The sequence below is a fragment of the Streptococcus sp. genome (assembly GCF_032481935.1).
Lineage (GTDB): Bacteria > Bacillota > Bacilli > Lactobacillales > Streptococcaceae > Streptococcus.
The window spans coordinates 1-21,166 of the sequence record NZ_JAWERU010000021.1 but is presented as its reverse complement, the minus strand read 5'-3'; the positions used below and the strand labels follow the sequence as shown (position 1 = coordinate 21,166).

Sequence of the window (21,166 nt, the reverse complement as noted above, 5' to 3'; positions counted from 1 at the left end):
TCGCCTTGCCGTACTCAAGTACAGACTTCGGGTCGCTTCCTAGTTTGCTCTCTGATTTTCATTGAGTATCAATAGTTTAGGAGCCTTTTTGAAAAGAGTGAGAATTTAAAAAAATCGTTCGCTCATTACGAAGGAAAAGAAAATGAATAAAAAAATACTAGAAACATTAGAATTTAATAAGGTTAAGGCTTTATTTGAACCTCATCTTTTGACCGAGCAAGGACTAGTGCAGTTGAAAGAACTTGCTCCGACTGATAAAGGAGACAAGATTAAGCAGGCTTTTGCAGAGATGAAGGAAATGCAAGAACTCTTTGTCGAACATCCTCATTTCAGCATTTCGGGAACAAAAGATATTGTTGCAACTAGCAAACGTTTGGAGATGGGTGCTGACCTCAACATCGAGGAATTTCTCCTTCTCAAGCGCGTCATATTTGCCAGTCGTGAGTTGAAGAATTTCTATGACAATCTTGAAAATGTACGTTTGGACCACCTAGCTAACTGGTTTGAGAAACTTCATGACTTCCCACATTTACAGGGAAATCTACAAGCCATCAACGAAGCTGGATTTATTGAGAACTTTGCTAGTGAGGATTTGGCACGAATCCGTCGAAAAATCCATGATAGTGAAAGTCAAGTCCGTGATGTCTTGCAAGACCTTCTCAAACAAAAAGCTCAGATGCTGACTGAAGGTATCATCGCAAGTAGAAATGGTCGCCAAGTTCTTCCAGTTAAGAATACCTATCGTAATAAGATTGCTGGTGTAGTACATGATATTTCTGCCAGCGGGAACACTGTTTATATCGAACCACGTGAAGTGGTCAAGCTAAGTGAAGAAATCGCAAGTCTTCGTGCAGACGAACGCTATGAGATGATGCGTATCCTCCAAGAACTCTCTGAAAGAGTAAGACCTCATGCAGCTGAAATCGCTAATGATGCTTGGATTATTGGACATTTGGACCTGATTCGGGCTAAGGTTCGCTTTATCCAAGAGACGGAGGCAGTAGTACCTCAAGTGTCTGAGGGACAGGAGATTCAACTGCTTCACGTTCGTCATCCTCTTGTAAAAAATGCAGTCGCAAATGATGTGCACTTCGGTAAAGAATTAACAGCTATCGTCATCACGGGTCCTAATACAGGTGGTAAGACCATTATGCTCAAAACCTTAGGTTTGACCCAGTTGATGGCCCAGTCTGGTCTGCCAATTCTAGCTGATAAGGGCAGTCGAGTAGGGATTTTCGAGGAGATTTTCGCAGATATCGGAGACGAACAGTCCATTGAGCAAAGTCTCTCAACCTTCTCTAGTCACATGACCAACATCGTCGATATTCTGGGTAAGGTCAACCAAAACTCGCTTTTACTACTCGATGAGCTTGGAGCAGGTACAGATCCCCAAGAAGGGGCTGCTCTTGCCATGTCTATCCTAGAAGACTTACGTCTGCGTCAGGTCAAGACTATGGCAACCACTCACTATCCTGAACTTAAAGCCTATGGTATTGAAACTGCCTATGTTCAAAATGCTAGTATGGAGTTTGATACAGCCAGCCTGCGCCCAACCTATCGCTTTATGCAGGGAGTTCCAGGTCGAAGCAATGCCTTTGAAATTGCCAAACGTCTAGGATTGTCAGATGTCATCGTAGGTGATGCCAGCAAGCAGATTAATCAAGACAATGATGTCAATCGCATCATTGAGCAATTAGAAGAGCAGACACTTGAAAGCCGGAAACGTCTTGAGAATATTCGCCAAGTCGAGCAAGAAAACCTTAAGATGAATCGTGCCCTTAAAAAACTTTATAACGAGCTCAATCGTGAAAAGGAAACAGAACTCAATAAGGCGCGTGAGCAAGCTGCTGAGATTGTTGACTTAGCACTAGCTGAGAGTGATGATATACTTAAAAATCTTCACAGTAAATCTCAACTAAAACCACATGAGATTATCGAAGCCAAGGCTAAACTCAAAAAATTAGCCCCTGAAAAAGTTGACCTTTCTAAAAACAAGGTTCTTCAGAAGGCCAAGAAAAAACGAGCTCCAAAAGTTGGAGATGATATTATCGTTTTAAGCTATGGTCAACGTGGTACCTTGACCAATCAACTCAAGGATGGACGTTGGGAAGCACAGGTTGGCTTGATTAAGATGACACTTGAGGATAAAGAGTTTGACTTGGTTCAAGCCCAGAAAGAAGCGCCAGTCAAGAAGAAACAAGTTAACGTCGTTAAACGTGCAGCAGGAAAAGGTCCACAAGCTCGACTAGACCTTCGTGGCAAACGCTACGAGGAGGCTATGGAAGCCTTGGATGCCTTTATCGACCAAGCCCTGCTCAACAATATGGCCCAAGTTGATATCATCCATGGTATCGGTACAGGAGTCATCCGTGAAGGGGTGACTAAGTACCTACAAAGAAATAAACAGGTCAAGAGTTTTGGCTATGCACCACAAAATGCAGGTGGATCTGGCGCAACCATTGTAACCTTTAAGGGATAAAGCGGAACGAATGAAAATTATAATAAAATTTTCTGAAAATAATTGACAAGAGCTAAATTTTCTTGTAAAATAAATAAAAATTAAATACAACACCGAATGAAGTTTAATAGAAGTGGAAAATCGTTTGATTTTTCATGACTGTAAATGGACGGAACTCTGGAGAGACCGTAAAGGCACCGAAGGGGCAAGGCAGGCAACTGCTCAAACTCTCAGGTAAAAGGACAGAGCAATGATAGAGCGCTTTTTGGCATTTATCGATGCATTCCAGAGTACATGTTTTTAACATGTGCTCTTTCTTTTGGGGTTGAATAGATAGGAGAAAAGGATGTTAAATTTGCTAAAAGAGCTAGATGCTCTAGTATGGGGACCACCCCTTTTGATTTTATTGGTTGGTACAGGGATTTACTTGACTCTTCGTTTAGGGCTTTTACAAATCCTGCGTCTTCCTAAGGCCTTCCAGCTTATTTTTACCAAGGATAAGGGGCATGGAGATGTGTCGAGCTTTGCTGCCTTGTGTACAGCCCTAGCAGCAACTGTTGGTACAGGAAATATTATCGGGGTGGCAACGGCTATCAAGGTCGGTGGCCCAGGAGCTCTTTTTTGGATGTGGGTGGCTGCTTTCTTTGGAATGGCAACCAAGTATGCAGAAGGACTACTTGCTATTAAATATCGAACCAAGGATGATCATGGTGCGGTAGCAGGAGGACCGATGCACTATATCCTTCTAGGGATGGGAGAAAAGTGGCGCCCTCTTGCAATCTTCTTTGCTGTAGCTGGAGTCTTGGTTGCACTTTTGGGGATTGGTACTTTTACCCAGGTGAATTCCATTACAGAATCCGTGCAAAATACGGCTAGTATTGATCCGACAATTACTGCACTTGTTTTATCTATTTTCGTAGGGATCGCAGTCTTTGGTGGGCTCAAGTCCATTTCTAAGGTTTCAACCACAGTTGTTCCTTTCATGGCTATTGTCTACATCTTGGGAACATTGACAGTCATTTTCTTTAATATCGATAAAGTACCAGCAACACTTTCACTGGTTTTCACATCAGCTTTTAGTCCCATAGCTGCAGTGGGAGGATTTGCAGGAGCTAGTGTTCGGATGGCTATTCAAAATGGTGTGGCGCGTGGAGTCTTCTCAAACGAGTCTGGATTGGGTTCAGCACCCATTGCGGCTGCGGCAGCTAAGACCAATGAACCGGTGGAGCAAGGTTTGATTTCTATGACAGGAACCTTTATTGATACCTTGATCATCTGTACCTTGACTGGTTTGACAATCTTGGTGACTGGGGTTTGGAATGGTAATTTAGATGGCGTTGCCCTCACTCAGTCCGCTTTTTCTACAGTATTTTCTTTCTTTGGACCTGCTCTTCTAACAATCTTCTTGGTACTTTTTGCCTTTACTACGATTTTGGGATGGAACTATTACGGAGAGCGTTGTTTTGAGTTCCTCTTTGGCGTTCGCTTTATCTGGCTTTATCGTGTGGTCTTTGTACTCATGGTCTTGCTGGGAGGATTTATCGAGCTGGATATGGTCTGGGTCATTGCGGATATTGTTAATGCCCTTATGGCTCTACCAAACTTGATTGCGCTTTTAGCCTTATCACCAGTCGTTATCGCTGAGACGAAGAAGTATTTTGATAAATAATGTAAGATTGATATTACCATTTATAGATAAGACTAGCATCTGTTTGTGAGATGCTAGTTTTTTCACTACTAGGGCTAGTCTTTTATTTTATACTCAATGAAAATCAAAGAGCAAACTAGGAAACTAGCCGCAGGTTGCTCAAAACACTGTTTTGAGGTTGTGGATAGAACTGACAAAGTCAGTAACATATATACGGCAAGGCGACGTTGACGCGGTTTGAAGAGATTTTCGAAGAGTATTATGTCATAAGATGAATGAAATTCAAGAGTACTTCTTTTATGATATCCTTTATTTGCACTTTTATTTATTGTATAATAGTCAGCATAAATCTGTTTTTGTTCTGATATGTCTTGTTTCATCTATGTGCGAAAGAGAAATAAACTGGAGGTGTTTATGTCAAAAGATATTCGAAAATTAGTGGTTTCACAGGGACTAGCGAATCTAGCAGATGTCTTTTTTAGAGTTGTTGTGATTGCGAATGTTTTTGTCTTATCTGGTTCGGTCATTTCAACCTCTCTAGTACCAATTCTGATTGGACTATCCTCCTTTTTAGCCAGTTTCTTAGTTCCATTAGTAACGAAGAGATTAGCTTTAAATCGTGTTCTTTTCCTGACTCAATTTGGTAAGACGATTCTGCTAGCGATTTTGGTTTTTCTACTCAAGCAATCTGAAACTATTTCCCTCCCTCTTTTATATGCTATTGTTACCTTAATCTCCGTTTTGGATGGCTTTGCAGCGCCTGTTTCCTATGCGATTGTTCCACGATATGCAAGTGATTTAGCTAAAGCGAACGCGGCCATTTCTATGAGTGGTGAAAGTGTACAACTAGTTGGTTGGGGCTTAGGAGGTTTCTTATTTGCGAATCTGGGAATGAATCCTAGCCTGCCCATTGTGTTAGCCTTGTTTACATTTTCGACGATTTTGATGTTCGGTTTGCCACTAGTCGAAAAAGAAGAGTTGTCCTCAGAAACGAATGTTGAGACGTTAACAAAAGGTTGGCGATTGGTGGCTAAAGAATCAAGATTAGGCTTTATTGTCCAAGCCAATCTTTTAGAAATTCTAGCCAATGCTATCTGGGTATCTTCTGTTTTACTTGTTTTTGTGACTGAGATTTTACATCGGTCAGAAAGCTATTGGGGCTACGTCAATACATCCTATTCCTTGGGGATTATCTTGGGAGGTGCTATTGTCTTCCGTCTAGCAGAGAAAGTTGTTACCTATAAATATCAAACTATGACCTTTTCTTTGTTAGCGACAGCACTAGTAACTCTGTTGATAGTGTTATTTCCAAATCCACCTGCTTTTCTATTCCTATCTCTAGTAATTGGTTTTTTATCTCAGATTAAGGAAGTTCCTGAGAGTGTATTATTACAGGAATCGGTTGATGAGAAGGAACTTGTGAATGTTTACTCCGTTATCGAAGTTGTCTCTACGTTGGCCTTTTCTGTCTCTGTTTTTCTAATGAGTTTTATCACAGAATATTTTGGTGTATTTACTGGCTTTGGCTTGGCTATATTCTGTTTGCTAGTAGAGTCTATCTTAGTTTTAAGAAACAAGCATCAGATAAATTAACAGTTATGATCACACATCTGGTGTGATTTTTTTGTTTTCATAAAAATTTTTTATCAGTGCAATTTAAAATATATATTATGCAAGGTATAGATTCTGTGTTAGACTTATTGTCAACGAAAAGCTAATGACTCATCAATCAAGACAAGGATTTGTTCAATAGGCTGATGAGATTTCGTAAGATTTTCGCAGAAACTATTTAATTACAAAACGAAAAGAGGTCCCCTTATGACAACATTTACTATCCACACAGTAGAATCAGCACCAGCAGAAGTGAAAGAAGTTCTTGAAACGGTACAAAAGGACAACAATGGCTATATCCCAAATCTTATCGGTCTTTTGGCCAATGCCCCTACAGCCCTAGAAGCTTACCGAACTGTTGGAGCTATTAACCGTCGCAATAGTCTAACACCTGTAGAGCGCGAAGTGGTACAAATCACGGCAGCCGTAACTAACGGTTGTGCCTTCTGTGTAGCTGGACATACAGCCTTTTCTATCAAGCAAATCCAGATGAATGATGACCTACTCCAAGCCCTTCGCAATCGTACTCCAATCGAAAGCGATCCTAAGCTGGATACCCTAGCTAAGTTTACCTTGGCAATCATCAATACCAAAGGGCGCGTAGGAGATGAAGCTCTTGGAGAATTTCTTGAAGCAGGCTATACACAAGAAAATGCCTTGGATGTTGTTCTCGGTGTCAGTCTAGCAAGTCTTTGTAACTATGCCAACAACCTAGCTAACACACCGATTAATCCAGAATTACAACCTTATGCATAAGAGGAGGGCAGAGTATGGGATTTTTTTCAGAAGAATTTTTAAGCTGGTTAGACCAGCACGCTGATGAAATTGACAAAAAATCATGTCAAGCTGGAGAAGAGCTGATTGAGAAAATTGCTGCAGAAGGTGCCTTTCGTGTAGGAGTACCAAAAGTTCTTGGAGGGCTAGGTGGAAGTGATCAAGATGTTATCGATATCCTTGCAGAACTCGCTCAACATTCCTTAACAGCTTCCTTTATCTCATGGGGGCAACGAACTTTAATAGATAATATTCTACATACTGACAATGCTTATTTCAAAGAAGTTTACTTGGAAAAACTCTTATCAGGAGAATATGCAGGTGCTACGGCTTTGTCTAATGCGGTCAAGTATCTATCTGACTTAGAGGAACTAAATGTTCGTATCCTTGAAGAAAATGGAAATTATTATCTTAAAGGACGACTTCCTTGGGTGACCAATGCTCGTAAGGATCGCTTCCTCACTATTTTTGTAGCAGGATTTGCAGATGATCCGAGTCAAAGTTATGTAGTAGCCGTACCATCGGACGCAGAAAACTTTAGTCGTTCCGAAGATTTGGAATTCGTCTCTCTCCAAGGAGGTAATACAGCAGCTCTGACTTTTAACAAGGTTCCTTTAAAGGAAGAGTGGATTCTATCTAAGGATGCTCATCAATTTTTAGCGCAAAATCGTCCAGCCTTTTTAGGCTACCAATTTGGCCTAGCCTTCGGCTTAGCTGAACGTTCACTCTCAGAAGTCGAAAAAGAATTGGGGAAACGAGGTGTCTTGAAGGAAGAATGGCAGCATCAGGTCGAACAGTTAGATGATATTCGACATTCTCTCTATCAAGGATTATCTGAAGAGTCCTATTTCGTTAGAAATCCGCGTGAGCTTTTCCAGTTACGAATTGATATTGTTGATGTTGTTGCCCAAAGTCTCTTATTAGAACTACAAGCTGGTGGCGGTAGAGGATACTTTAGTAAATCGACATCCGGTTTCATACGTCGTTGGAATGAAGGTGCCTTTTTACCAATTGTTTCTCCTAGTGCTGTGCAATTGCGACATATTCTAGCGACAAACTAAAAATAAAGAAAATAAAAACGAGGTTTATCTTTTTAAACTTCGTTTTTTAATACTTCATTTAAGCGCTTTTATGCTATACTGATAATAACATGACTATTGGAGGTTCACATGAAAAAACTCCCCTTGGCCTTTTCAGGGTGCTTATTGGGATTGGCTGGAGCAGGCAATCTCATATTAGATATTTTTCCACTATTATCGCACGTCTTTAGTTTGTCAGGCTTAATTTTATGGTTTTATTTTTTATACAGTCATCTTAGTGATTGGCAAGAAAGCCAGCAAGAACTTAAGAAAGCTCCTCTATTATCGGGAATGGCGACCTTTCCCATGGCAGGGATGATTTTATCAACTTATTTGTTACGAATCTTACCCATGAACATGAGCATTGTTGCACAGATTCTCTGGTGGTTTGCTTTTCTTCTAGATGTAGGTTTAATCATCTATTTCACTAAAAATTTTGTGCAGACTAAACCAAGAACGAGCGCAACGCCAAGTTGGACAGTTCTTTATGTGGGGATAGCAGTAGCAAGCTTGACCTACCCAGTCGTGGGCATAGTCGAGATTGCCTATGGCGCTTGGATTTTTGGCTTTACCTTAACCCTTTTCCTTTATCCTCTGATTTATCAAGATTTGAAAAGTAATCCATTGCCACGGGCTTTACTGGGGCAAGAAGGAATCTACTGTGCTCCCTTTTCTCTACTGTTAGCAGCACTCGTTAGGATCGGAGGTTCAGGTCTTCATGGCTGGATTTTGCTAGTCATGATCCTTGCTTCACAAACTTTCTTTTTCTTTGTCCTCAGTCGTTTGCCAAGGATTTTAAAACAGGGATTTCAACCAGCTTTTTCAGCCCTAACCTTCCCAACTATCATCACAGCAACTTCATTGAAAATGGCCCAAGGCATTCTGCAGTTTCCAGTCCTTAACTTTCTCGTTTGGTTAGAGATTATCATTTGTTTAACGATTCTTGTCTATGTATTAGTAGAATATATGCGGTATTTAAGGAACTAAAAAAGCCCCTAGCACTGAGAAGTGTTAGGGGGTTGTTGTCGAGCATAGAAACAATCAATTAGTTCAGCTTTCTCCTACTGTTCTTCATGTTCGGATAAAAAGTAATAAGTCATAGTACCGAAGATTGAACCTACTCCAAGTCCTACGAGTAGGAAAAGTGCGATCATTTTGAGTTCTAGAAACTGCAAAAAGAAATCTGTAATCGAGTGATTTTCAAGGATTACTTTTTTGGAAAATAGGATAAATAAGTAGAGAGTTGGGATGCTAGTTCCAACTAACCAACTTCTTAACTTGATTTGGCGCTTGCTGTAAGTGATTTGTGTAATCTCGGATTGATCATCATCTTCTAAGTGGAGCCCTCTAGTAGAATATCTTGCCTTTAGACTGAGGGCAAAAATCATCAAGAAGTAGAGATAGGGCATAGCCGTTCGAACTATCTCTATAAAGCGCCCAAACAAAAGATAGAATAGGAAGAAAAAGAAGGAAGAGTAAAAGATTTGAACCATGGAACGGGCGCAAGCCTTGTAGATGACCTCTTGACGGCATTCATCAAAGGGTCCTTGGATATGAAAGAAATTTCGAACTAAGCGAGTGGTTAAGTCTTCTTTTTTCATGGTAGTGACCTCTTAATAACCTTGTTTTTGATTAGCTTCTTTAAAGAGTTGATGGAGAGTATAGAAGTAGACTAGACTAAAAACGATACAGATGGTTAGAAATAAGAGATATCTCCAATCCATAGAATTCGTTAACAGTTGTGGGAAAGATACGAGGATAAAGCAGAGAGATGCGTTTAAGATGCGTATTTTTTTTGATGTGATTTTCTGAAATCTTTGTCCTTTGTTCAAGACAGGAAGGGCTAAGAGGAAGATGATCAGAAAAGGACGCGTAATTTGGCCATAAACTAGGAAAACTGTCATAAAGATACTGACCAAAATATGACTGAGAATTAAAGTTTGTAGTGATTTCATAAGTTTCCTCCTAATCGTCGTCTTGATCTTCTCTAGCTTTTTGAATACGAAGAGTGACGACAATATGCACTGTTAATCCGAAAAAGAAGGCTGCAACGATGGTTGACAAGATACTTCTTGTATTCAAAAGAGCGGTAAGATAGCTTTTGCTATCATCCATTAGGATATTGAGAAGTGGCATTCCAAAGAACATGGCTATTCCATAGATCAGACCAGCTTTAAGTCCGGGATTACGTAACTGTTTCTTTTCCTTCTGGCTCAACATATCAGGATCGATAGCAGCAATACCAGTTTTTTTAGTTTGAGTAGTGACATAGAGAGCACAAACCAAGGAAACCAGAAAAATAATGATTGGATATCCGAAAGCGACCATTTGGGGATATTTATAAGCAAGGACAAAGGGGATGAAATTGCCTAGAGTCATGAGGTAAAAGAGAATCATAAAGATTTTATTCCCGATGTGGTCAGCCTCGCGTCGTTTGTGTTCATCAAGTGGCCCTGAAATGCCATAGATACGTTTGATTAGTTTTTCATAGAGGGGTTCTTTTTTCATTTTTCTTCTCCTTTTTAAAAATCATCCTCCCAAAAGAGACTGTTGAGGTCAGTTTGGAGGCTTCGAGCGAGATTGAGACAGAGTTCCAGGGTAGGATTGTACTTGTCGTTCTCAATCATGTTGATAGTTTGCCTAGAGACACCGATATCCTTGGCAAGTTCGAGTTGGGACTTTCCAAGTTCCTTGCGGAATTCTTTCACACGATTCATGCTTCCTCCTTTTTATTTATGTCACATATATTTGACTATAGTATATTCTTTTAAGAACATAATGTCAACTATTTTTGACATATTTTTAAAAGAATCTTGGTGATAATATTTCTATGTGAAAATCTTCTAGCGATTTTATGCTATATTTTATGCTATAATGAAGAAAAATAAGAGTGATTTGGATACCCTGAATGCTATCCAATAAAGAAAGAGCAGAAAATGAACCATAAGATTGCAATTTTATCAGACATTCACGGCAACACGACCGCCTTAGCTGGAGTGCTTGAGGACGCTAAAAATTTGGGAGCGACTGAATATTGGCTTTTGGGAGATATTTTTCTTCCTGGGCCGGGAGCAAATGACTTGGTGGCTCTTTTGAAAGACCTACCCCTTACAGCATGCGTTCGAGGAAACTGGGATGATTGTGTTTTAGAGACTTTAGATGGGCAAAATGGTCTAGAAGATCCCGAAGAAATTCAGTTTCTCAGGATGACTCAATATCTGATGGAGCACCTAAATCAAGATCATATTGATTGGTTGAGAAAGCTACCTATGGTAGCCAAGAAAGAAGTCGATGGCTTGCGCTTTTCTCTTTCTCATAATTTGCCTGAGAAAAATTATGGTGGTGATTTGCTGGTTGAAAATAATACCGTAAAATTTGACCAGCTACTTGATGAAACTACTGATGTAGCCGTCTATGGGCATGTCCATAAACAACTTTTGCGTTATGGTAGTCAAGGCCAACAAATCATCAATCCAGGTTCGATTGGTATGCCTTATTTTGACTGGGAAGGGCTGAAAAATCACCGAGCCCAGTATGCCTTACTTGAGGTTGAAAATGGTGAATTGGTCAATATCCAATTTCGTAAGGTTGCCTATGATTATGAAGCAGAGCTAGAATCAGCCAAGACCAAAGACCTTCCCTTTATCGAAATGTATGAAGAATTGCGGCGAGAGGACAACTATCAAGGCCATAATAGAGATTTGTTAGCTAGTTTAATTGAAAAGCATGGCTATGTGGAGGATGTGAAGAATTATTTTGATTTTTTGTAAGAGTTGCTTTGATTAACAGATACTAAATAAACGATTGGACTAGCCAATCGTTTTTAATATATCTTATTGTAATTGAGATTGATCCGGTAGGTAGGAACCACCGAGATAGGTTTTGCTGAGTTTTTCAAGGGTTCCGTCTTGGTAGAGTTCTTTGAGGACCTTGTCAAATTGCTCTTTAAATTCTTTTTGGTCACTTGAGAAGATGATGTAGTTGTTTGGATTGTCGTTGCTTTCCAAGTCGACTACGTTCAAGTCTAAACCTCGGTCTTGGATAATCTTTTGAACAGAGATTTTATCAAAGATTAGGAAATCAAATTCACCATTGGCGAGGTCAGTCAGGCGTTTAGCGACATCCTCACCAGAGTATTGGATGGTAGCAGGATTGTCGGAGTGGCTTTGATTCCAGTCTGTAACAACCTTGGCAGTAGAAGTTCCAGTGTCATCCTGGGTTATTTTACCAGCGATATCTTGAAGAGAAGTAAGAGCCTTGTCTTTTCTGCTCACGAGAACCAAAGGATTTTTAGCGATGGGGAGTGAGTAGAGGTATTTGTCGGCTCTCTCTTTGGTGTAGCTCAAGTTGTTGGCAGCAGCTTGGTAACGGCCAGCATCTACTCCAGGGAAGATACTTTCCCAAGCAGTTTTTTGAAATTCAATCTTGTATTGATCCAGTTTTTCATCGACTGCTTTTAAAACCTCAACATCATATCCGGTCAAATTACCATCTTTTTCAAAATCAAAAGGAGGGATGTCTCCAGCAGTTGCTACGACAATGGTTTTAGGACTAGTAGTGGAAGTAGAAGTACTTTCTTGTTTAGATTGTCCACAGGCAACCAACAAGGGACTAATAGCAAATAATAAGAATAATTTTTTCATGAGAGTCTCCTTTACTTAATGGTATCTAGCTTACCAGACAATCGATCAAATAGCCAATATATATTTTTTATGGAGATGATAGAGAATTATTATAATTTCCAGTTTTGTAGTAAACAACTCAAGTAAGAAAAAAGATAATTTGTTTCACTAATGAAAAATCTCTGCAAGCTCTTTCAGAATGTGGTAAAATGGAAGCAATAGAAATAGAAAAGGAAATCAATTATGAAATTTCTTGAGTTAAATAAAAAACGTCATGCGACCAAGCATTTTATTGATAAACCTGTTGATCCAAAGGATGTTCGTACAGCTATCGAAATTGCAACCTTGGCACCAAGTGCCCACAACAGCCAGCCTTGGAAATTCGTCGTGGTTCGTGAGAGAAATGCTGAACTAGCAAAATTGGCTTATGGTTCAAACTTTGAGCAAGTAGCCTCTGCACCTGTAACGATTGCCTTGTTTACAGATACAGACTTAGCTAAACGTGCTCGCAAGATTGCCCGTACTGGTGGTGCCAACAATTTCTCAGAAGAGCAACTGCAATACTTCTTGAAAAATCTTCCAGCAGAGTTTGCGCGTTACAGCGATCAACAAGTTAGTGACTACTTGGCTCTTAATGCAGGACTAGTAGCTATGAACTTGGTCCTTGCACTGACTGACCAGGGAATTGGTTCAAACATTATCCTTGGTTTTGACAAATCAAAAGCCAATGAAGTTTTGGAAATCGAAGAACGTTTCCGTCCTGAGCTTTTGATCACAGTAGGATACACAGATGAGAAGTTAGAACCAAGCTATCGCTTGCCAGTAGATGAAATTATCGAGAAAAGATAGGAAGTAAAAATGACAGTTATTGATTTTACAGCAGAAGTAGAGAAACGCAAAGAAGACCTCTTGGCTGACTTGTTTAGCCTTTTGGAAATCAACTCAGAACGTGATGACAGTAAGGCCGATGCCGAGCATCCATTTGGACCTGGTCCAGTAAAAGCCTTGGAAAAATTCCTTGAAATCGCAGACCGTGATGGCTACCCAACAAAAAATGTCGACAATTATGCAGGACATTTTGAGTTTGGTGAAGGAGAAGAAGTTCTCGGAATCTTTGCCCACATGGACGTAGTGCCAGCAGGTAGCGGTTGGGACACTGACCCTTACACTCCAACTATCAAAGATGGTCGTCTTTATGCGCGTGGTGCTTCTGACGACAAGGGTCCTACTACAGCATGTTACTATGGTTTGAAAATCATCAAAGAATTGGGTCTTCCAACTTCTAAAAAAGTTCGTTTCATCGTGGGAACAGACGAAGAATCAGGTTGGGCAGATATGGACTACTATTTTGAGCATGTAGGACTTGCAAAACCAGACTTTGGTTTTTCTCCAGATGCTGAATTCCCTATCATCAATGGTGAAAAAGGAAATATCACAGAATACCTCCACTTTGCTGGTGAAAATACTGGTGCAGTTCGTCTTCACAGCTTCACAGGTGGTTTGCGCGAAAACATGGTACCTGAATCAGCAACTGCAGTCGTTTCAGGTGACTTAGCTGACTTGCAAGGGAAACTAGACGCTTTCGTTGCAGAGCACAAGCTTAGAGGAGAAATTCAAGAAGAGAACGGCAAGTACAAGGTTACGATTATCGGTAAATCTGCTCACGGTGCTATGCCTGCTTCAGGTGTCAATGGAGCAACTTACCTTGCCCTATTCCTTAGCCAATTTGACTTTGAAGGACCTGCAAAAGACTACCTCGATATTGCTGGTAAGATTCTCTTGAATGACCACGAAGGTAAAAACTTGAAAGTAGCTCATGTGGACGAAAAAATGGGAGCTCTTTCTATGAACGCGGGTGTCTTCCGCTTTGATGAAGCAAGTGCTGATAATACTATTGCCCTTAACTTCCGTTATCCAAAAGGAACAAGCCCAGAGCAAATCAAGTCAGTTCTTGAAACCTTGCCAGTTGCTTCAGTTAGCCTTTCTGAACATGGTCACACTCCTCACTATGTGCCAATGGAAGATCCGCTTGTCCAAACCTTGTTGAATGTTTATGAAAAACAAACAGGTCTTAAAGGTCACGAACAAGTTATCGGTGGTGGAACATTTGGACGATTGTTAGAGCGTGGTGTAGCCTACGGTGCTATGTTCCCAGATTCTATCGATACTATGCACCAAGCCAACGAATTTATCGCCTTGGATGATCTCTTCCGTGCAGCAGCTATCTACGCTGAAGCTATTTACGAATTGATCAAATAATGATATAGAAGTCTGAGATTGTATGCTTAGACTTCTTTTTGGAGGAGAAAATGTCTCAAATTGAAAGAATCAAGCAAGCTATTATAGAGGATCCACAGAATGCCAGCTATACTGAGCAAGGCATCCAACCTCTTTTTGCAGCACCAAAGACTGCTCGAATCAATATCATTGGGCAGGCACCTGGTCTCAAAACTCAAGAAGCAGGACTTTACTGGAAGGATAAAAGTGGGGATCGTTTGCGAGAATGGTTGGGTGTGGATGAAGACACGTTTTATAACTCAGGTTACTTTGCAGTCATGCCTATGGATTTCTACTTTCCAGGTCATGGAAAATCGGGTGACCTGCCACCTCGTCCAGGTTTTGCGGAAAAATGGCATCCAGAACTCTTGAAGGAATTGCCAGATATTCAATTAACACTCTTGATTGGTCAGTATGCCCAAGCCTACTATCTACATGAGAAAGTTAGTGGTAAGGTGACAGACCGTGTGCATCGATTTAAAGATTATTTGCCTGATTATTTCCCTCTGGTACACCCATCACCACGTAATCAAATTTGGATGAAAAAAAATCCTTGGTTTGAGGCAGAAGTGGTGCCTGACTTGAAAGATAGAATACAAAAAATTCTCGGAGAAGAAAAATGAAAGAAATTACTTTTAACAATTTTTACCAGCTTTATCAGAAAGAGGCGCTTTCTGTATTGGATGTGAGAGAAGTAGAGGAATTTGAGGCTCTTCATTTAGAAGGTGCTCGTAATTTCCCTCTGAGTCAACTGGCAGATACTTATGAGCAACTAGATAAAACCCAGCCTTACTATGTGATTTGTAAGTCAGGTATCCGTTCAGCACGTGCCTGCCAATTTTTAACAGAACAAGGCTATGAGGTTGTCAATGTCAAAGGTGGCATGGATGCCTTAGAATAAGAAAAATTTCCTTCGAAACCTTTTAAAAATGAGAAAGGACTCGAAGGATTTTTTTGCATTAAAATTCGGAAAATTGAAAACATTTTAGAATTATTTCGTGACAGCCTTTTCTAGCCTTTAATCATGTTATACTAAGAAAGTATTTTATTTTTAATAAGGAGAGTTTATGGCTAAAAAAGGTGCTTTAACAGGATTACTCCTGTTTGGAATATTTTTTGGAGCAGGTAACTTGATTTTCCCTCCAACTCTGGGCGCACAGTCTGGAGAAAACTTCCTTCCTGCCATTGCAGGATTTGTATTTTCAGGTGTTGGGATTGCGGTCCTAACCTTGATCATTGGAACCCTTAATCCGAAGGGTTATATCTATGAAATTTCTAAGAAAATTTCTCCATGGTTTGCGACGATTTATCTTGCAGTTTTGTACTTGTCGATTGGCCCATTCTTTGCCATCCCTCGTACAGCAACGACATCGTTTGAAGTTGGTATTAGTCCACTCTTGGATCAAGCAAATAAAGGTTTAGGTTTGATTGTCTTCACCATTCTCTACTTTGTAGCTGCCTACCTAATCTCGCTGAATCCTTCAAAAATCTTGGATCGGATCGGTCGAATCTTGACTCCAGTTTTTGCTATCTTAATTGTTATTCTGGTTATCCTTGGAGCTTTCAAGTATGGTGGGAACGCACCACAAGTAGCGTCAGGAGCTTATCAAGCATCAGCCTTTGGCGCAGGTTTCCTTGAAGGATACAATACACTTGATGCGCTTGCATCGGTTGCCTTCAGTGTTATTGCAGTTCAAACCTTGAAACAACTTGGTTTCTCAAGTAAGAAAGAGTATATTTCAACCATTTGGGTGGTTGGAATCGTTGTAGCACTCGGATTTAGTGCTCTCTACATCGGTCTAGGTTTCTTGGGCAATCATTTCCCAGTAACAGAAGAAGCAATGAAGAGTGGAACTCCTGGAGTTTATATCTTGTCTCAAGCGACTCAAGAAATCTTTGGTTCTACTGCTCAGCTTTTCCTTGCGGCTATGGTAACCGTTACTTGCTTTACAACGACTGTAGGGTTGATTGTATCAACTGCCGAGTTCTTTAACGGACGTTTCCCACAAATCAGCTACAAGGTTTATGCGACAGTCTTTACCTTGATTGGTTTTGCTATTGCAAATCTTGGTCTGAGTGCTATTATTAAGTACTCTGTACCAGTTCTCGTTATTTTGTACCCAATTACGATTGCCATTGTCATGATTGTGATTGTGAACAAGTTTGTTGCTCTTTCAAAACCAGGAATGCAACTAACGGTTGGCATTGTCACAGCTATTGCTATTGCAAGTGTTTTAGGATCTACTTTTAAAGTCGAGGTCCTTGCAAATATCGTGAACGCTCTACCATTTGCGGAGGCTTCTCTACCATGGTTGGTACCAGCTATTATCGGTATTCTACTTTCTCTTGTTCTTCCAAATAAACAAGAAAGTGAAGCTTTTGAAATGGAATAAAAAAACTTGGCATTGGCCAAGTTTTTTTCTATTTAGTCTTAGTTGCTTAGTTTTTTTCTGTATAACCAAGGTCTGTTAACATTTTCTTAGAGGCTTTAAAACTTACGTTTTTTCCAACGCCTGAGTATTCTTCTGGTAAAGCTTTTCTAAGTTCGTCAATGCTTGCAACTGAAAGATCGATTTCAAGATCTTGAACGACTTTACCATCTTTAACTTCGATTGAGAAGGTTACCCCTTTGAGTCCCTTATAGCCTTTGTAGGTTTCTTCAAGAATACTTTTTACAGCATCTGCAGTATTATTGAGGACTTCAGGGTCAGCTACATTATGAGCAGTTTGTTTGACAACATTATCACCGTCAACCGTATATGTTAAGGTTGATACGACACCAGGCTGAGAATCGTTCACAAAGGTAGCAGTTTTTAATTCTGATTTCTTTTCAGTAGTACTAGATTCAGAAGTTTTTACCTCAGTCGTTTCTGGTGTAGAAGAGCTAGAAGAAGTGGTTGAAGATTGTTTTGAACATCCCAACAAGAATACCAAAGGCAAGGCTAAGAAAAGTGTCGTTTTGAAATATTTGTTCATTTTGTATTCCTTTCATCATAATACTTTACTTTATTCTACCATAGATTAATTTTAAAATCAAAGTATTTTAAGTTTTTCTTTTTTGCACATACTACGATGGGAAAAGTGATATAATGGTAACAAGAGGTGAAAAAATGAATCAAACTGTAGAATATATCAAAGAACTAACTGCTATTGCGTCACCAACAGGTTTTACGAGTGAAATTACGAATTATTTAGTTGAGACGCTTGAAAAACTAGGTTACCAACCAGTCCGCACAGCTAAGGGTGGAGTTAATGTTACCATTAAAGGTAAAAATGACGAGCAGCAACGCTATGTAACTGCCCATGTGGATACCTTGGGAGCTATCGTTCGCGCTGTTAAATCAGACGGCCGTCTCAAGATGGACCGTATCGGTGGCTATCCTTGGAACATGATTGAAGGAGAAAACTGTACGGTCCATGTGGCTAGCACAGGTAAAACCGTATCAGGTACGATTTTGATCCACCAAACTTCTTGTCACGTTTACAAAGATGCTGGAACTGCGGAACGTACACAGGACAATATGGAAGTTCGTTTGGATGAAAAAGTAACCAATGAAAAAGAAACGCGCGCACTCGGTATCGAGGTTGGTGACTTTATCAGCTTTGACCCACGAACTGTCGTGACTGAGACAGGCTTTATCAAGTCTCGTCATTTGGATGACAAGGTCAGCGCAGCTATTCTCCTTAATCTCCTCAAAGTCTACAAAGAAGAAGGGATTGAACTTCCTGTCACTACGCATTTTGCCTTTTCAGTCTTTGAAGAAGTGGGGCATGGTGCTAACTCAAGTATCCCTAGTCAAGTTGTCGAATATCTAGCTGTGGATATGGGAGCAATGGGAGATGATCAGCAGACAGACGAGTACACAGTGTCTATCTGTGTTAAAGATGCTTCTGGTCCTTACCACTATGAATTCCGTCAACACTTGGTAGCTCTCGCAAAAGAGCAAGACATTCCATTCAAACTAGATATCTATCCATTTTATGGTTCTGATGCTTCTGCAGCGATGTCAGCTGGAGCAGAGGTTAAGCACGCTCTTCTAGGAGCAGGTATTGAATCAAGCCATTCTTATGAGCGTACTCATATTGATTCTGTAGTGGCTACTGAGCGTATGGTGGATGCTTATCTCAAGAGTGAGTTGGTGGACTGAAGGGTCGATAAAGTATTATGTATGAAATGCTGAAACAATTTGCAACGCCTGCTATAATAACAGGGATAATTTCGGGTTTGTATGCTTATTTCCAAAAGAAAAAAGAAGAATATCGTAAATACGTGTATAAAAATAAACAAGAAAATTTTAAAGAACTAGTTGTTTATGCCGATGAACTGGTAGATAAAGGGATTACTAATCCAGATTTAGAAAAACTACTTTTTAAAATTTCTCAAAAAATTAACCCGTATGGACGAAAAATAAAAACTTTTGGTAAATATCAGTGGATAGAAGATGATGGATATGTATGGTATCAAATAGAAATGATAGAGAAAAAACTTGCTTTTCAAATACTTCAAATAAAAGATTTAAAAGAACTAGCTCATCGGATACAGATTTCTAAACGATTATTAGATATAAAAGTAGAAAGAAATATTTCGCTCATAAGTTCAGCTAAAATATCGTTTTATTTATTTCAATATGCGATGTTATTACTTCAGCTATTTTTCATATACTCTGGGTATCAGAGTTTTATCGAACAACCTACCTTACTTTCTTCGTCTTTGACTTTTTGGCTACTTGTTGTAGTGATTTTAATTTTTTTACTCCCAGAATTGAGTGTTAATGAAAGCGATGATAGAAACCCTGAAATAGGCATTACATTGCTCTCTTTCTTTATTGCCGGAGTTGATGCTTGGACAGCGTATTATTTATTTAATAATTCTTTTATTGCTTTCCTTGGTGGAATGGGTTCACTACTTCTAATTGTTGGTGAAGTAATTTCAAAAGCTTTTATTTTCGGGGGAAGTGAAATTGGTAAAGTGTCTACAATTTATATCGAAGAATATAGGAAGCTACAGGGACCTGAGTTAAGTAAGAGACGCTTTATAAATAATTTTAAAGTTATTCCATTTTTTAATAAGATTAGGAATTTATTTCACAAATATATTATTCCACTCTTTAATAAGATTAAGAATTTATTTCATAAAGATAAGAGGGAGGGGAATGATGACCTATAAACACCGACTCTTTGACCTTAATCACACCCTTTTAGAGTTGAAAGGAGGAACTTATGTGTCTCATCTGTCAACGAATTGATCTAATAAAGTCTGGTGATAATCCCTACTTTGTAAAAGAACTGGAAACAGGATATGTTGTGATTGGTGACCACCAGTATTTTGAAGGTTACACTCTATTCTTAGCCAAGGGACATGTCACAGAACTACATCATCTAGATCCAAGTGTCAGACTTCAATTTTTAGAGGAAATGAGTCTGGTGCAGGAAGCTGTCTCTAAGGCTTTTTCTGCTGAAAAGATGAATGTAGAGTTGTTAGGAAATGGAGATGCCCATGTCCACTGGCATATTTTCCCTAGACGAGAGGGTGATATGAAGGGGCACGGTCTTAATGGTCGTGGTCCAGTCTGGTGGGTTCCATGGGAAGAAATGATTGCTGAAGAATATCAGGTTAAGGGAAGTAAATTAGAAGACTTGATTGCAAGATTATCTGAGACTTTAAACCAGATGATTAAATGAAAGGATAACAGATGAAAAAAAGATACCTTATCTTATCAGGATTATTAGCCTTGACATTGGCAGCTTGTTCACAAGAAAAATCAACAACTACAGAGGCCAAGTCTTCTGCAGAGCAATCAACTGTACAAGAAGGAACCGCGGGAAGTAAGTCTCAGGAAGCTAGTCAAAAGAAAGCAGAAGTGGTTAACAAAGGAGACCACTACAGCATTCAAGGCAAGTACGATGAGATTGTTGTGGCTAATAAGCATTATCCTATGTCAAAAGATTACAATCCTGGAGAAAATCCTACCGCAAAGGCAGAACTGTTAAAACTCATTGCAGCTATGCAGCAAGCAGGTTTCCCAATTAGTGATCACTATAGTGGGTTTAGAAGTTATGAAACTCAAACTCAGCTTTATCAGAACTATGTAAATAAAGATGGCAAGGCTGAAGCTGACCGCTATTCTGCAAGACCTGGTTATAGTGAACACCAAACTGGCTTAGCTTTTGATCTGATTGGAACAAATGGAGACCTAGTCACTGAAGAAAAGGCAGCCCAATGGCTATTGGACCATGCTGCAGACTATGGTTTTGTCGTTCGTTATCTAAAAGGCAAGGAAAAAGAGACAGGTTATATGGCTGAGGAATGGCACCTTCGCTATGTTGGTAAAGAAGCCAAAGAAATCGCTGCAAGTGGCCTCAGTTTAGAAGAGTATTACGGATTTGAAGGTGGAGACTATGTTGATTAGTCGCAAAATACCTTGCAAGAATGCTTGAAATTTGATAAAATATTTAGTAATTAAATAGGAATCTGCAAGACTAGTATCTCAGGGGAAGTATATCAGGGAGGAGAGCCGTGACTGAAAGCTCTCTATATGAAAGCTGGGTGAATTCACTTGCGCAAGGATTCAGAAATAAAGGTCTGACTTGTCAGATGAAAACGGATGGTACCGCGTGTCAACGCTCCGAGTGGAGTTTTTGGCATGTGGTTTTCTTTTTATCTACGAGAGACTGATGGAGGAATTATGTCAACTAT

22 protein-coding genes and 1 riboswitch are annotated in these 21,166 nt (G+C 39.8%); of the genes, 16 read left to right on the top strand and 6 right to left on the bottom strand.

Annotated elements, in window-relative coordinates; translation table 11 throughout:
- Nucleotides 1-142 precede the first annotated feature (142 nt).
- From E7C97_RS05630 to E7C97_RS05605, 6 genes are all read left to right on the top strand, one after another.
- The gene (locus tag E7C97_RS05630) at nucleotides 143-2,479 is read left to right on the top strand and encodes an endonuclease MutS2 (protein ID WP_316108417.1); all 2,337 of its coding nucleotides are present in this window, start codon (nucleotides 143-145) and stop codon (nucleotides 2,477-2,479) included.
- Nucleotides 2,480-2,625: 146 nt separating this feature from the next.
- Nucleotides 2,626-2,714: riboswitch (glycine riboswitch) on the top strand.
- A 90-nt stretch (nucleotides 2,715-2,804) separates the two neighbouring features.
- Nucleotides 2,805-4,127, top strand: coding sequence for a sodium:alanine symporter family protein (locus E7C97_RS05625; protein ID WP_316108416.1), 1,323 nt, complete (start codon nucleotides 2,805-2,807; stop codon nucleotides 4,125-4,127).
- A 393-nt stretch (nucleotides 4,128-4,520) separates the two neighbouring features.
- On the top strand, nucleotides 4,521-5,699 hold the full coding sequence (locus tag E7C97_RS05620) for a ryptide export MFS transporter (RefSeq protein WP_316108415.1): 1,179 nt from the start codon (nucleotides 4,521-4,523) through the stop codon (nucleotides 5,697-5,699).
- Nucleotides 5,700-5,924: 225 nt separating this feature from the next.
- Complete coding sequence (locus E7C97_RS05615; protein WP_316108414.1) at nucleotides 5,925-6,473, top strand: carboxymuconolactone decarboxylase family protein; 549 nt, start codon at nucleotides 5,925-5,927, stop codon at nucleotides 6,471-6,473.
- Between the two features lie 14 nt (nucleotides 6,474-6,487).
- Nucleotides 6,488-7,552 carry an acyl-CoA dehydrogenase family protein gene (locus E7C97_RS05610; protein ID WP_316108413.1) on the top strand — a complete coding sequence of 355 codons (1,065 nt, stop codon included), beginning with the start codon at nucleotides 6,488-6,490 and terminating at the stop codon, nucleotides 7,550-7,552.
- A 108-nt stretch (nucleotides 7,553-7,660) separates the two neighbouring features.
- Nucleotides 7,661-8,557, top strand: coding sequence for a TDT family transporter (locus E7C97_RS05605; RefSeq protein WP_316108412.1), 897 nt, complete (start codon nucleotides 7,661-7,663; stop codon nucleotides 8,555-8,557).
- A gap of 74 nt (nucleotides 8,558-8,631) precedes the next feature.
- Here the strand turns inward: E7C97_RS05605 and E7C97_RS05600 are convergent, their stop codons facing one another.
- From E7C97_RS05600 to E7C97_RS05585, 4 genes are read right to left on the bottom strand one after another with little or no spacing between them, the layout of a single operon-like run.
- Nucleotides 8,632-9,171, bottom strand: a complete 540-nt coding sequence (locus E7C97_RS05600; RefSeq protein ID WP_316108411.1) for a DUF3278 domain-containing protein — start codon at nucleotides 9,169-9,171, stop codon at nucleotides 8,632-8,634.
- Between the two features lie 12 nt (nucleotides 9,172-9,183).
- Nucleotides 9,184-9,525, bottom strand: coding sequence for a hypothetical protein (locus E7C97_RS05595; RefSeq protein WP_316108410.1), 342 nt, complete (start codon nucleotides 9,523-9,525; stop codon nucleotides 9,184-9,186).
- A gap of 10 nt (nucleotides 9,526-9,535) precedes the next feature.
- Nucleotides 9,536-10,078, bottom strand: a complete 543-nt coding sequence (locus E7C97_RS05590) for a DUF3278 domain-containing protein (protein WP_316108409.1) — start codon at nucleotides 10,076-10,078, stop codon at nucleotides 9,536-9,538.
- A 14-nt stretch (nucleotides 10,079-10,092) separates the two neighbouring features.
- Nucleotides 10,093-10,287, bottom strand: coding sequence for a helix-turn-helix transcriptional regulator (locus E7C97_RS05585; RefSeq protein ID WP_006152985.1), 195 nt, complete (start codon nucleotides 10,285-10,287; stop codon nucleotides 10,093-10,095).
- Nucleotides 10,288-10,506: 219 nt separating this feature from the next.
- Between E7C97_RS05585 and E7C97_RS05580 the strand changes: the two genes are divergently transcribed.
- A complete protein-coding gene (locus E7C97_RS05580) occupies nucleotides 10,507-11,340 on the top strand; it encodes a metallophosphoesterase family protein (protein ID WP_316108408.1) in 834 nt (277 codons plus the stop codon).
- Between the two features lie 63 nt (nucleotides 11,341-11,403).
- Here the strand turns inward: E7C97_RS05580 and E7C97_RS05575 are convergent, their stop codons facing one another.
- Nucleotides 11,404-12,213, bottom strand: coding sequence for an amino acid ABC transporter substrate-binding protein (locus E7C97_RS05575; RefSeq protein ID WP_316108407.1), 810 nt, complete (start codon nucleotides 12,211-12,213; stop codon nucleotides 11,404-11,406).
- A 222-nt stretch (nucleotides 12,214-12,435) separates the two neighbouring features.
- On the opposite strand from E7C97_RS05575, the gene E7C97_RS05570 reads away from it, so the two are divergent.
- The 5 genes from E7C97_RS05570 (at nucleotide 12,436) to brnQ (ending at nucleotide 16,862) form a co-directional block, all read left to right on the top strand.
- On the top strand, nucleotides 12,436-13,041 hold the full coding sequence (locus E7C97_RS05570; RefSeq protein ID WP_316108406.1) for a nitroreductase family protein: 606 nt from the start codon (nucleotides 12,436-12,438) through the stop codon (nucleotides 13,039-13,041).
- A gap of 9 nt (nucleotides 13,042-13,050) precedes the next feature.
- Nucleotides 13,051-14,451, top strand: a complete 1,401-nt coding sequence (gene pepV / locus E7C97_RS05565) for a dipeptidase PepV (RefSeq protein WP_316108405.1) — start codon at nucleotides 13,051-13,053, stop codon at nucleotides 14,449-14,451.
- 50 nt (nucleotides 14,452-14,501) lie between these two features.
- Entirely contained in the window at nucleotides 14,502-15,092 is a 591-nt protein-coding gene (locus tag E7C97_RS05560) for a uracil-DNA glycosylase family protein (RefSeq protein WP_316108404.1), read from the top strand.
- Complete coding sequence (locus E7C97_RS05555; protein WP_316108403.1) at nucleotides 15,089-15,370, top strand: rhodanese-like domain-containing protein; 282 nt, start codon at nucleotides 15,089-15,091, stop codon at nucleotides 15,368-15,370. The genes E7C97_RS05560 and E7C97_RS05555 overlap by 4 nt, the downstream gene beginning before the upstream one ends.
- A gap of 166 nt (nucleotides 15,371-15,536) precedes the next feature.
- Complete coding sequence (gene brnQ, locus E7C97_RS05550; protein WP_316108402.1) at nucleotides 15,537-16,862, top strand: branched-chain amino acid transport system II carrier protein; 1,326 nt, start codon at nucleotides 15,537-15,539, stop codon at nucleotides 16,860-16,862.
- A gap of 46 nt (nucleotides 16,863-16,908) precedes the next feature.
- On the opposite strand, the gene E7C97_RS05545 is transcribed toward brnQ, so the two are convergent.
- The gene (locus E7C97_RS05545; protein WP_049502908.1) at nucleotides 16,909-17,445 is read right to left on the bottom strand and encodes a DUF1307 domain-containing protein; all 537 of its coding nucleotides are present in this window, start codon (nucleotides 17,443-17,445) and stop codon (nucleotides 16,909-16,911) included.
- Between the two features lie 134 nt (nucleotides 17,446-17,579).
- Between E7C97_RS05545 and E7C97_RS05540 the strand changes: the two genes are divergently transcribed.
- The 4 genes from E7C97_RS05540 to ldcB are packed head-to-tail and all read left to right on the top strand — an operon-like array spanning nucleotide 17,580 to nucleotide 20,879.
- The gene (locus E7C97_RS05540; protein ID WP_316108401.1) at nucleotides 17,580-18,617 is read left to right on the top strand and encodes a M42 family metallopeptidase; all 1,038 of its coding nucleotides are present in this window, start codon (nucleotides 17,580-17,582) and stop codon (nucleotides 18,615-18,617) included.
- 17 nt (nucleotides 18,618-18,634) lie between these two features.
- Nucleotides 18,635-19,636 (top strand): hypothetical protein, encoded by a 1,002-nt coding sequence (locus E7C97_RS05535; protein ID WP_316108400.1) that lies wholly within the window; start codon nucleotides 18,635-18,637, stop codon nucleotides 19,634-19,636.
- A 53-nt stretch (nucleotides 19,637-19,689) separates the two neighbouring features.
- The gene (locus E7C97_RS05530; protein ID WP_316108399.1) at nucleotides 19,690-20,151 is read left to right on the top strand and encodes an HIT family protein; all 462 of its coding nucleotides are present in this window, start codon (nucleotides 19,690-19,692) and stop codon (nucleotides 20,149-20,151) included.
- A gap of 11 nt (nucleotides 20,152-20,162) precedes the next feature.
- Nucleotides 20,163-20,879: an LD-carboxypeptidase LdcB/DacB gene (gene ldcB / locus E7C97_RS05525; protein WP_316108398.1), complete on the top strand. Its 717-nt coding sequence runs from the start codon at nucleotides 20,163-20,165 to the stop codon at nucleotides 20,877-20,879.
- Nucleotides 20,880-21,166 lie beyond the last annotated feature (287 nt).

Coding starts and splice junctions, on each gene's coding strand:
- E7C97_RS05530 (WP_316108399.1), top strand. CDS start 19,690: ATGTGTCTCATCTGTCAACGAATTGATCTAATAAAGTCTGGTGATAAT.
- E7C97_RS05590 (WP_316108409.1), bottom strand. CDS start 10,078: ATGAAAAAAGAACCCCTCTATGAAAAACTAATCAAACGTATCTATGGC.
- E7C97_RS05625 (WP_316108416.1), top strand. CDS start 2,805: ATGTTAAATTTGCTAAAAGAGCTAGATGCTCTAGTATGGGGACCACCC.
- E7C97_RS05620 (WP_316108415.1), top strand. CDS start 4,521: ATGTCAAAAGATATTCGAAAATTAGTGGTTTCACAGGGACTAGCGAAT.
- E7C97_RS05580 (WP_316108408.1), top strand. CDS start 10,507: ATGAACCATAAGATTGCAATTTTATCAGACATTCACGGCAACACGACC.
- E7C97_RS05570 (WP_316108406.1), top strand. CDS start 12,436: ATGAAATTTCTTGAGTTAAATAAAAAACGTCATGCGACCAAGCATTTT.
- brnQ (WP_316108402.1), top strand. CDS start 15,537: ATGGCTAAAAAAGGTGCTTTAACAGGATTACTCCTGTTTGGAATATTT.
- pepV (WP_316108405.1), top strand. CDS start 13,051: ATGACAGTTATTGATTTTACAGCAGAAGTAGAGAAACGCAAAGAAGAC.
- E7C97_RS05600 (WP_316108411.1), bottom strand. CDS start 9,171: ATGAAAAAAGAAGACTTAACCACTCGCTTAGTTCGAAATTTCTTTCAT.
- E7C97_RS05605 (WP_316108412.1), top strand. CDS start 7,661: ATGAAAAAACTCCCCTTGGCCTTTTCAGGGTGCTTATTGGGATTGGCT.
- E7C97_RS05535 (WP_316108400.1), top strand. CDS start 18,635: ATGTATGAAATGCTGAAACAATTTGCAACGCCTGCTATAATAACAGGG.
- E7C97_RS05595 (WP_316108410.1), bottom strand. CDS start 9,525: ATGAAATCACTACAAACTTTAATTCTCAGTCATATTTTGGTCAGTATC.
- E7C97_RS05560 (WP_316108404.1), top strand. CDS start 14,502: ATGTCTCAAATTGAAAGAATCAAGCAAGCTATTATAGAGGATCCACAG.
- E7C97_RS05540 (WP_316108401.1), top strand. CDS start 17,580: ATGAATCAAACTGTAGAATATATCAAAGAACTAACTGCTATTGCGTCA.
- E7C97_RS05585 (WP_006152985.1), bottom strand. CDS start 10,287: ATGAATCGTGTGAAAGAATTCCGCAAGGAACTTGGAAAGTCCCAACTC.
- E7C97_RS05555 (WP_316108403.1), top strand. CDS start 15,089: ATGAAAGAAATTACTTTTAACAATTTTTACCAGCTTTATCAGAAAGAG.
- E7C97_RS05610 (WP_316108413.1), top strand. CDS start 6,488: ATGGGATTTTTTTCAGAAGAATTTTTAAGCTGGTTAGACCAGCACGCT.
- ldcB (WP_316108398.1), top strand. CDS start 20,163: ATGAAAAAAAGATACCTTATCTTATCAGGATTATTAGCCTTGACATTG.
- E7C97_RS05630 (WP_316108417.1), top strand. CDS start 143: ATGAATAAAAAAATACTAGAAACATTAGAATTTAATAAGGTTAAGGCT.
- E7C97_RS05615 (WP_316108414.1), top strand. CDS start 5,925: ATGACAACATTTACTATCCACACAGTAGAATCAGCACCAGCAGAAGTG.
- E7C97_RS05575 (WP_316108407.1), bottom strand. CDS start 12,213: ATGAAAAAATTATTCTTATTATTTGCTATTAGTCCCTTGTTGGTTGCC.
- E7C97_RS05545 (WP_049502908.1), bottom strand. CDS start 17,445: ATGAACAAATATTTCAAAACGACACTTTTCTTAGCCTTGCCTTTGGTA.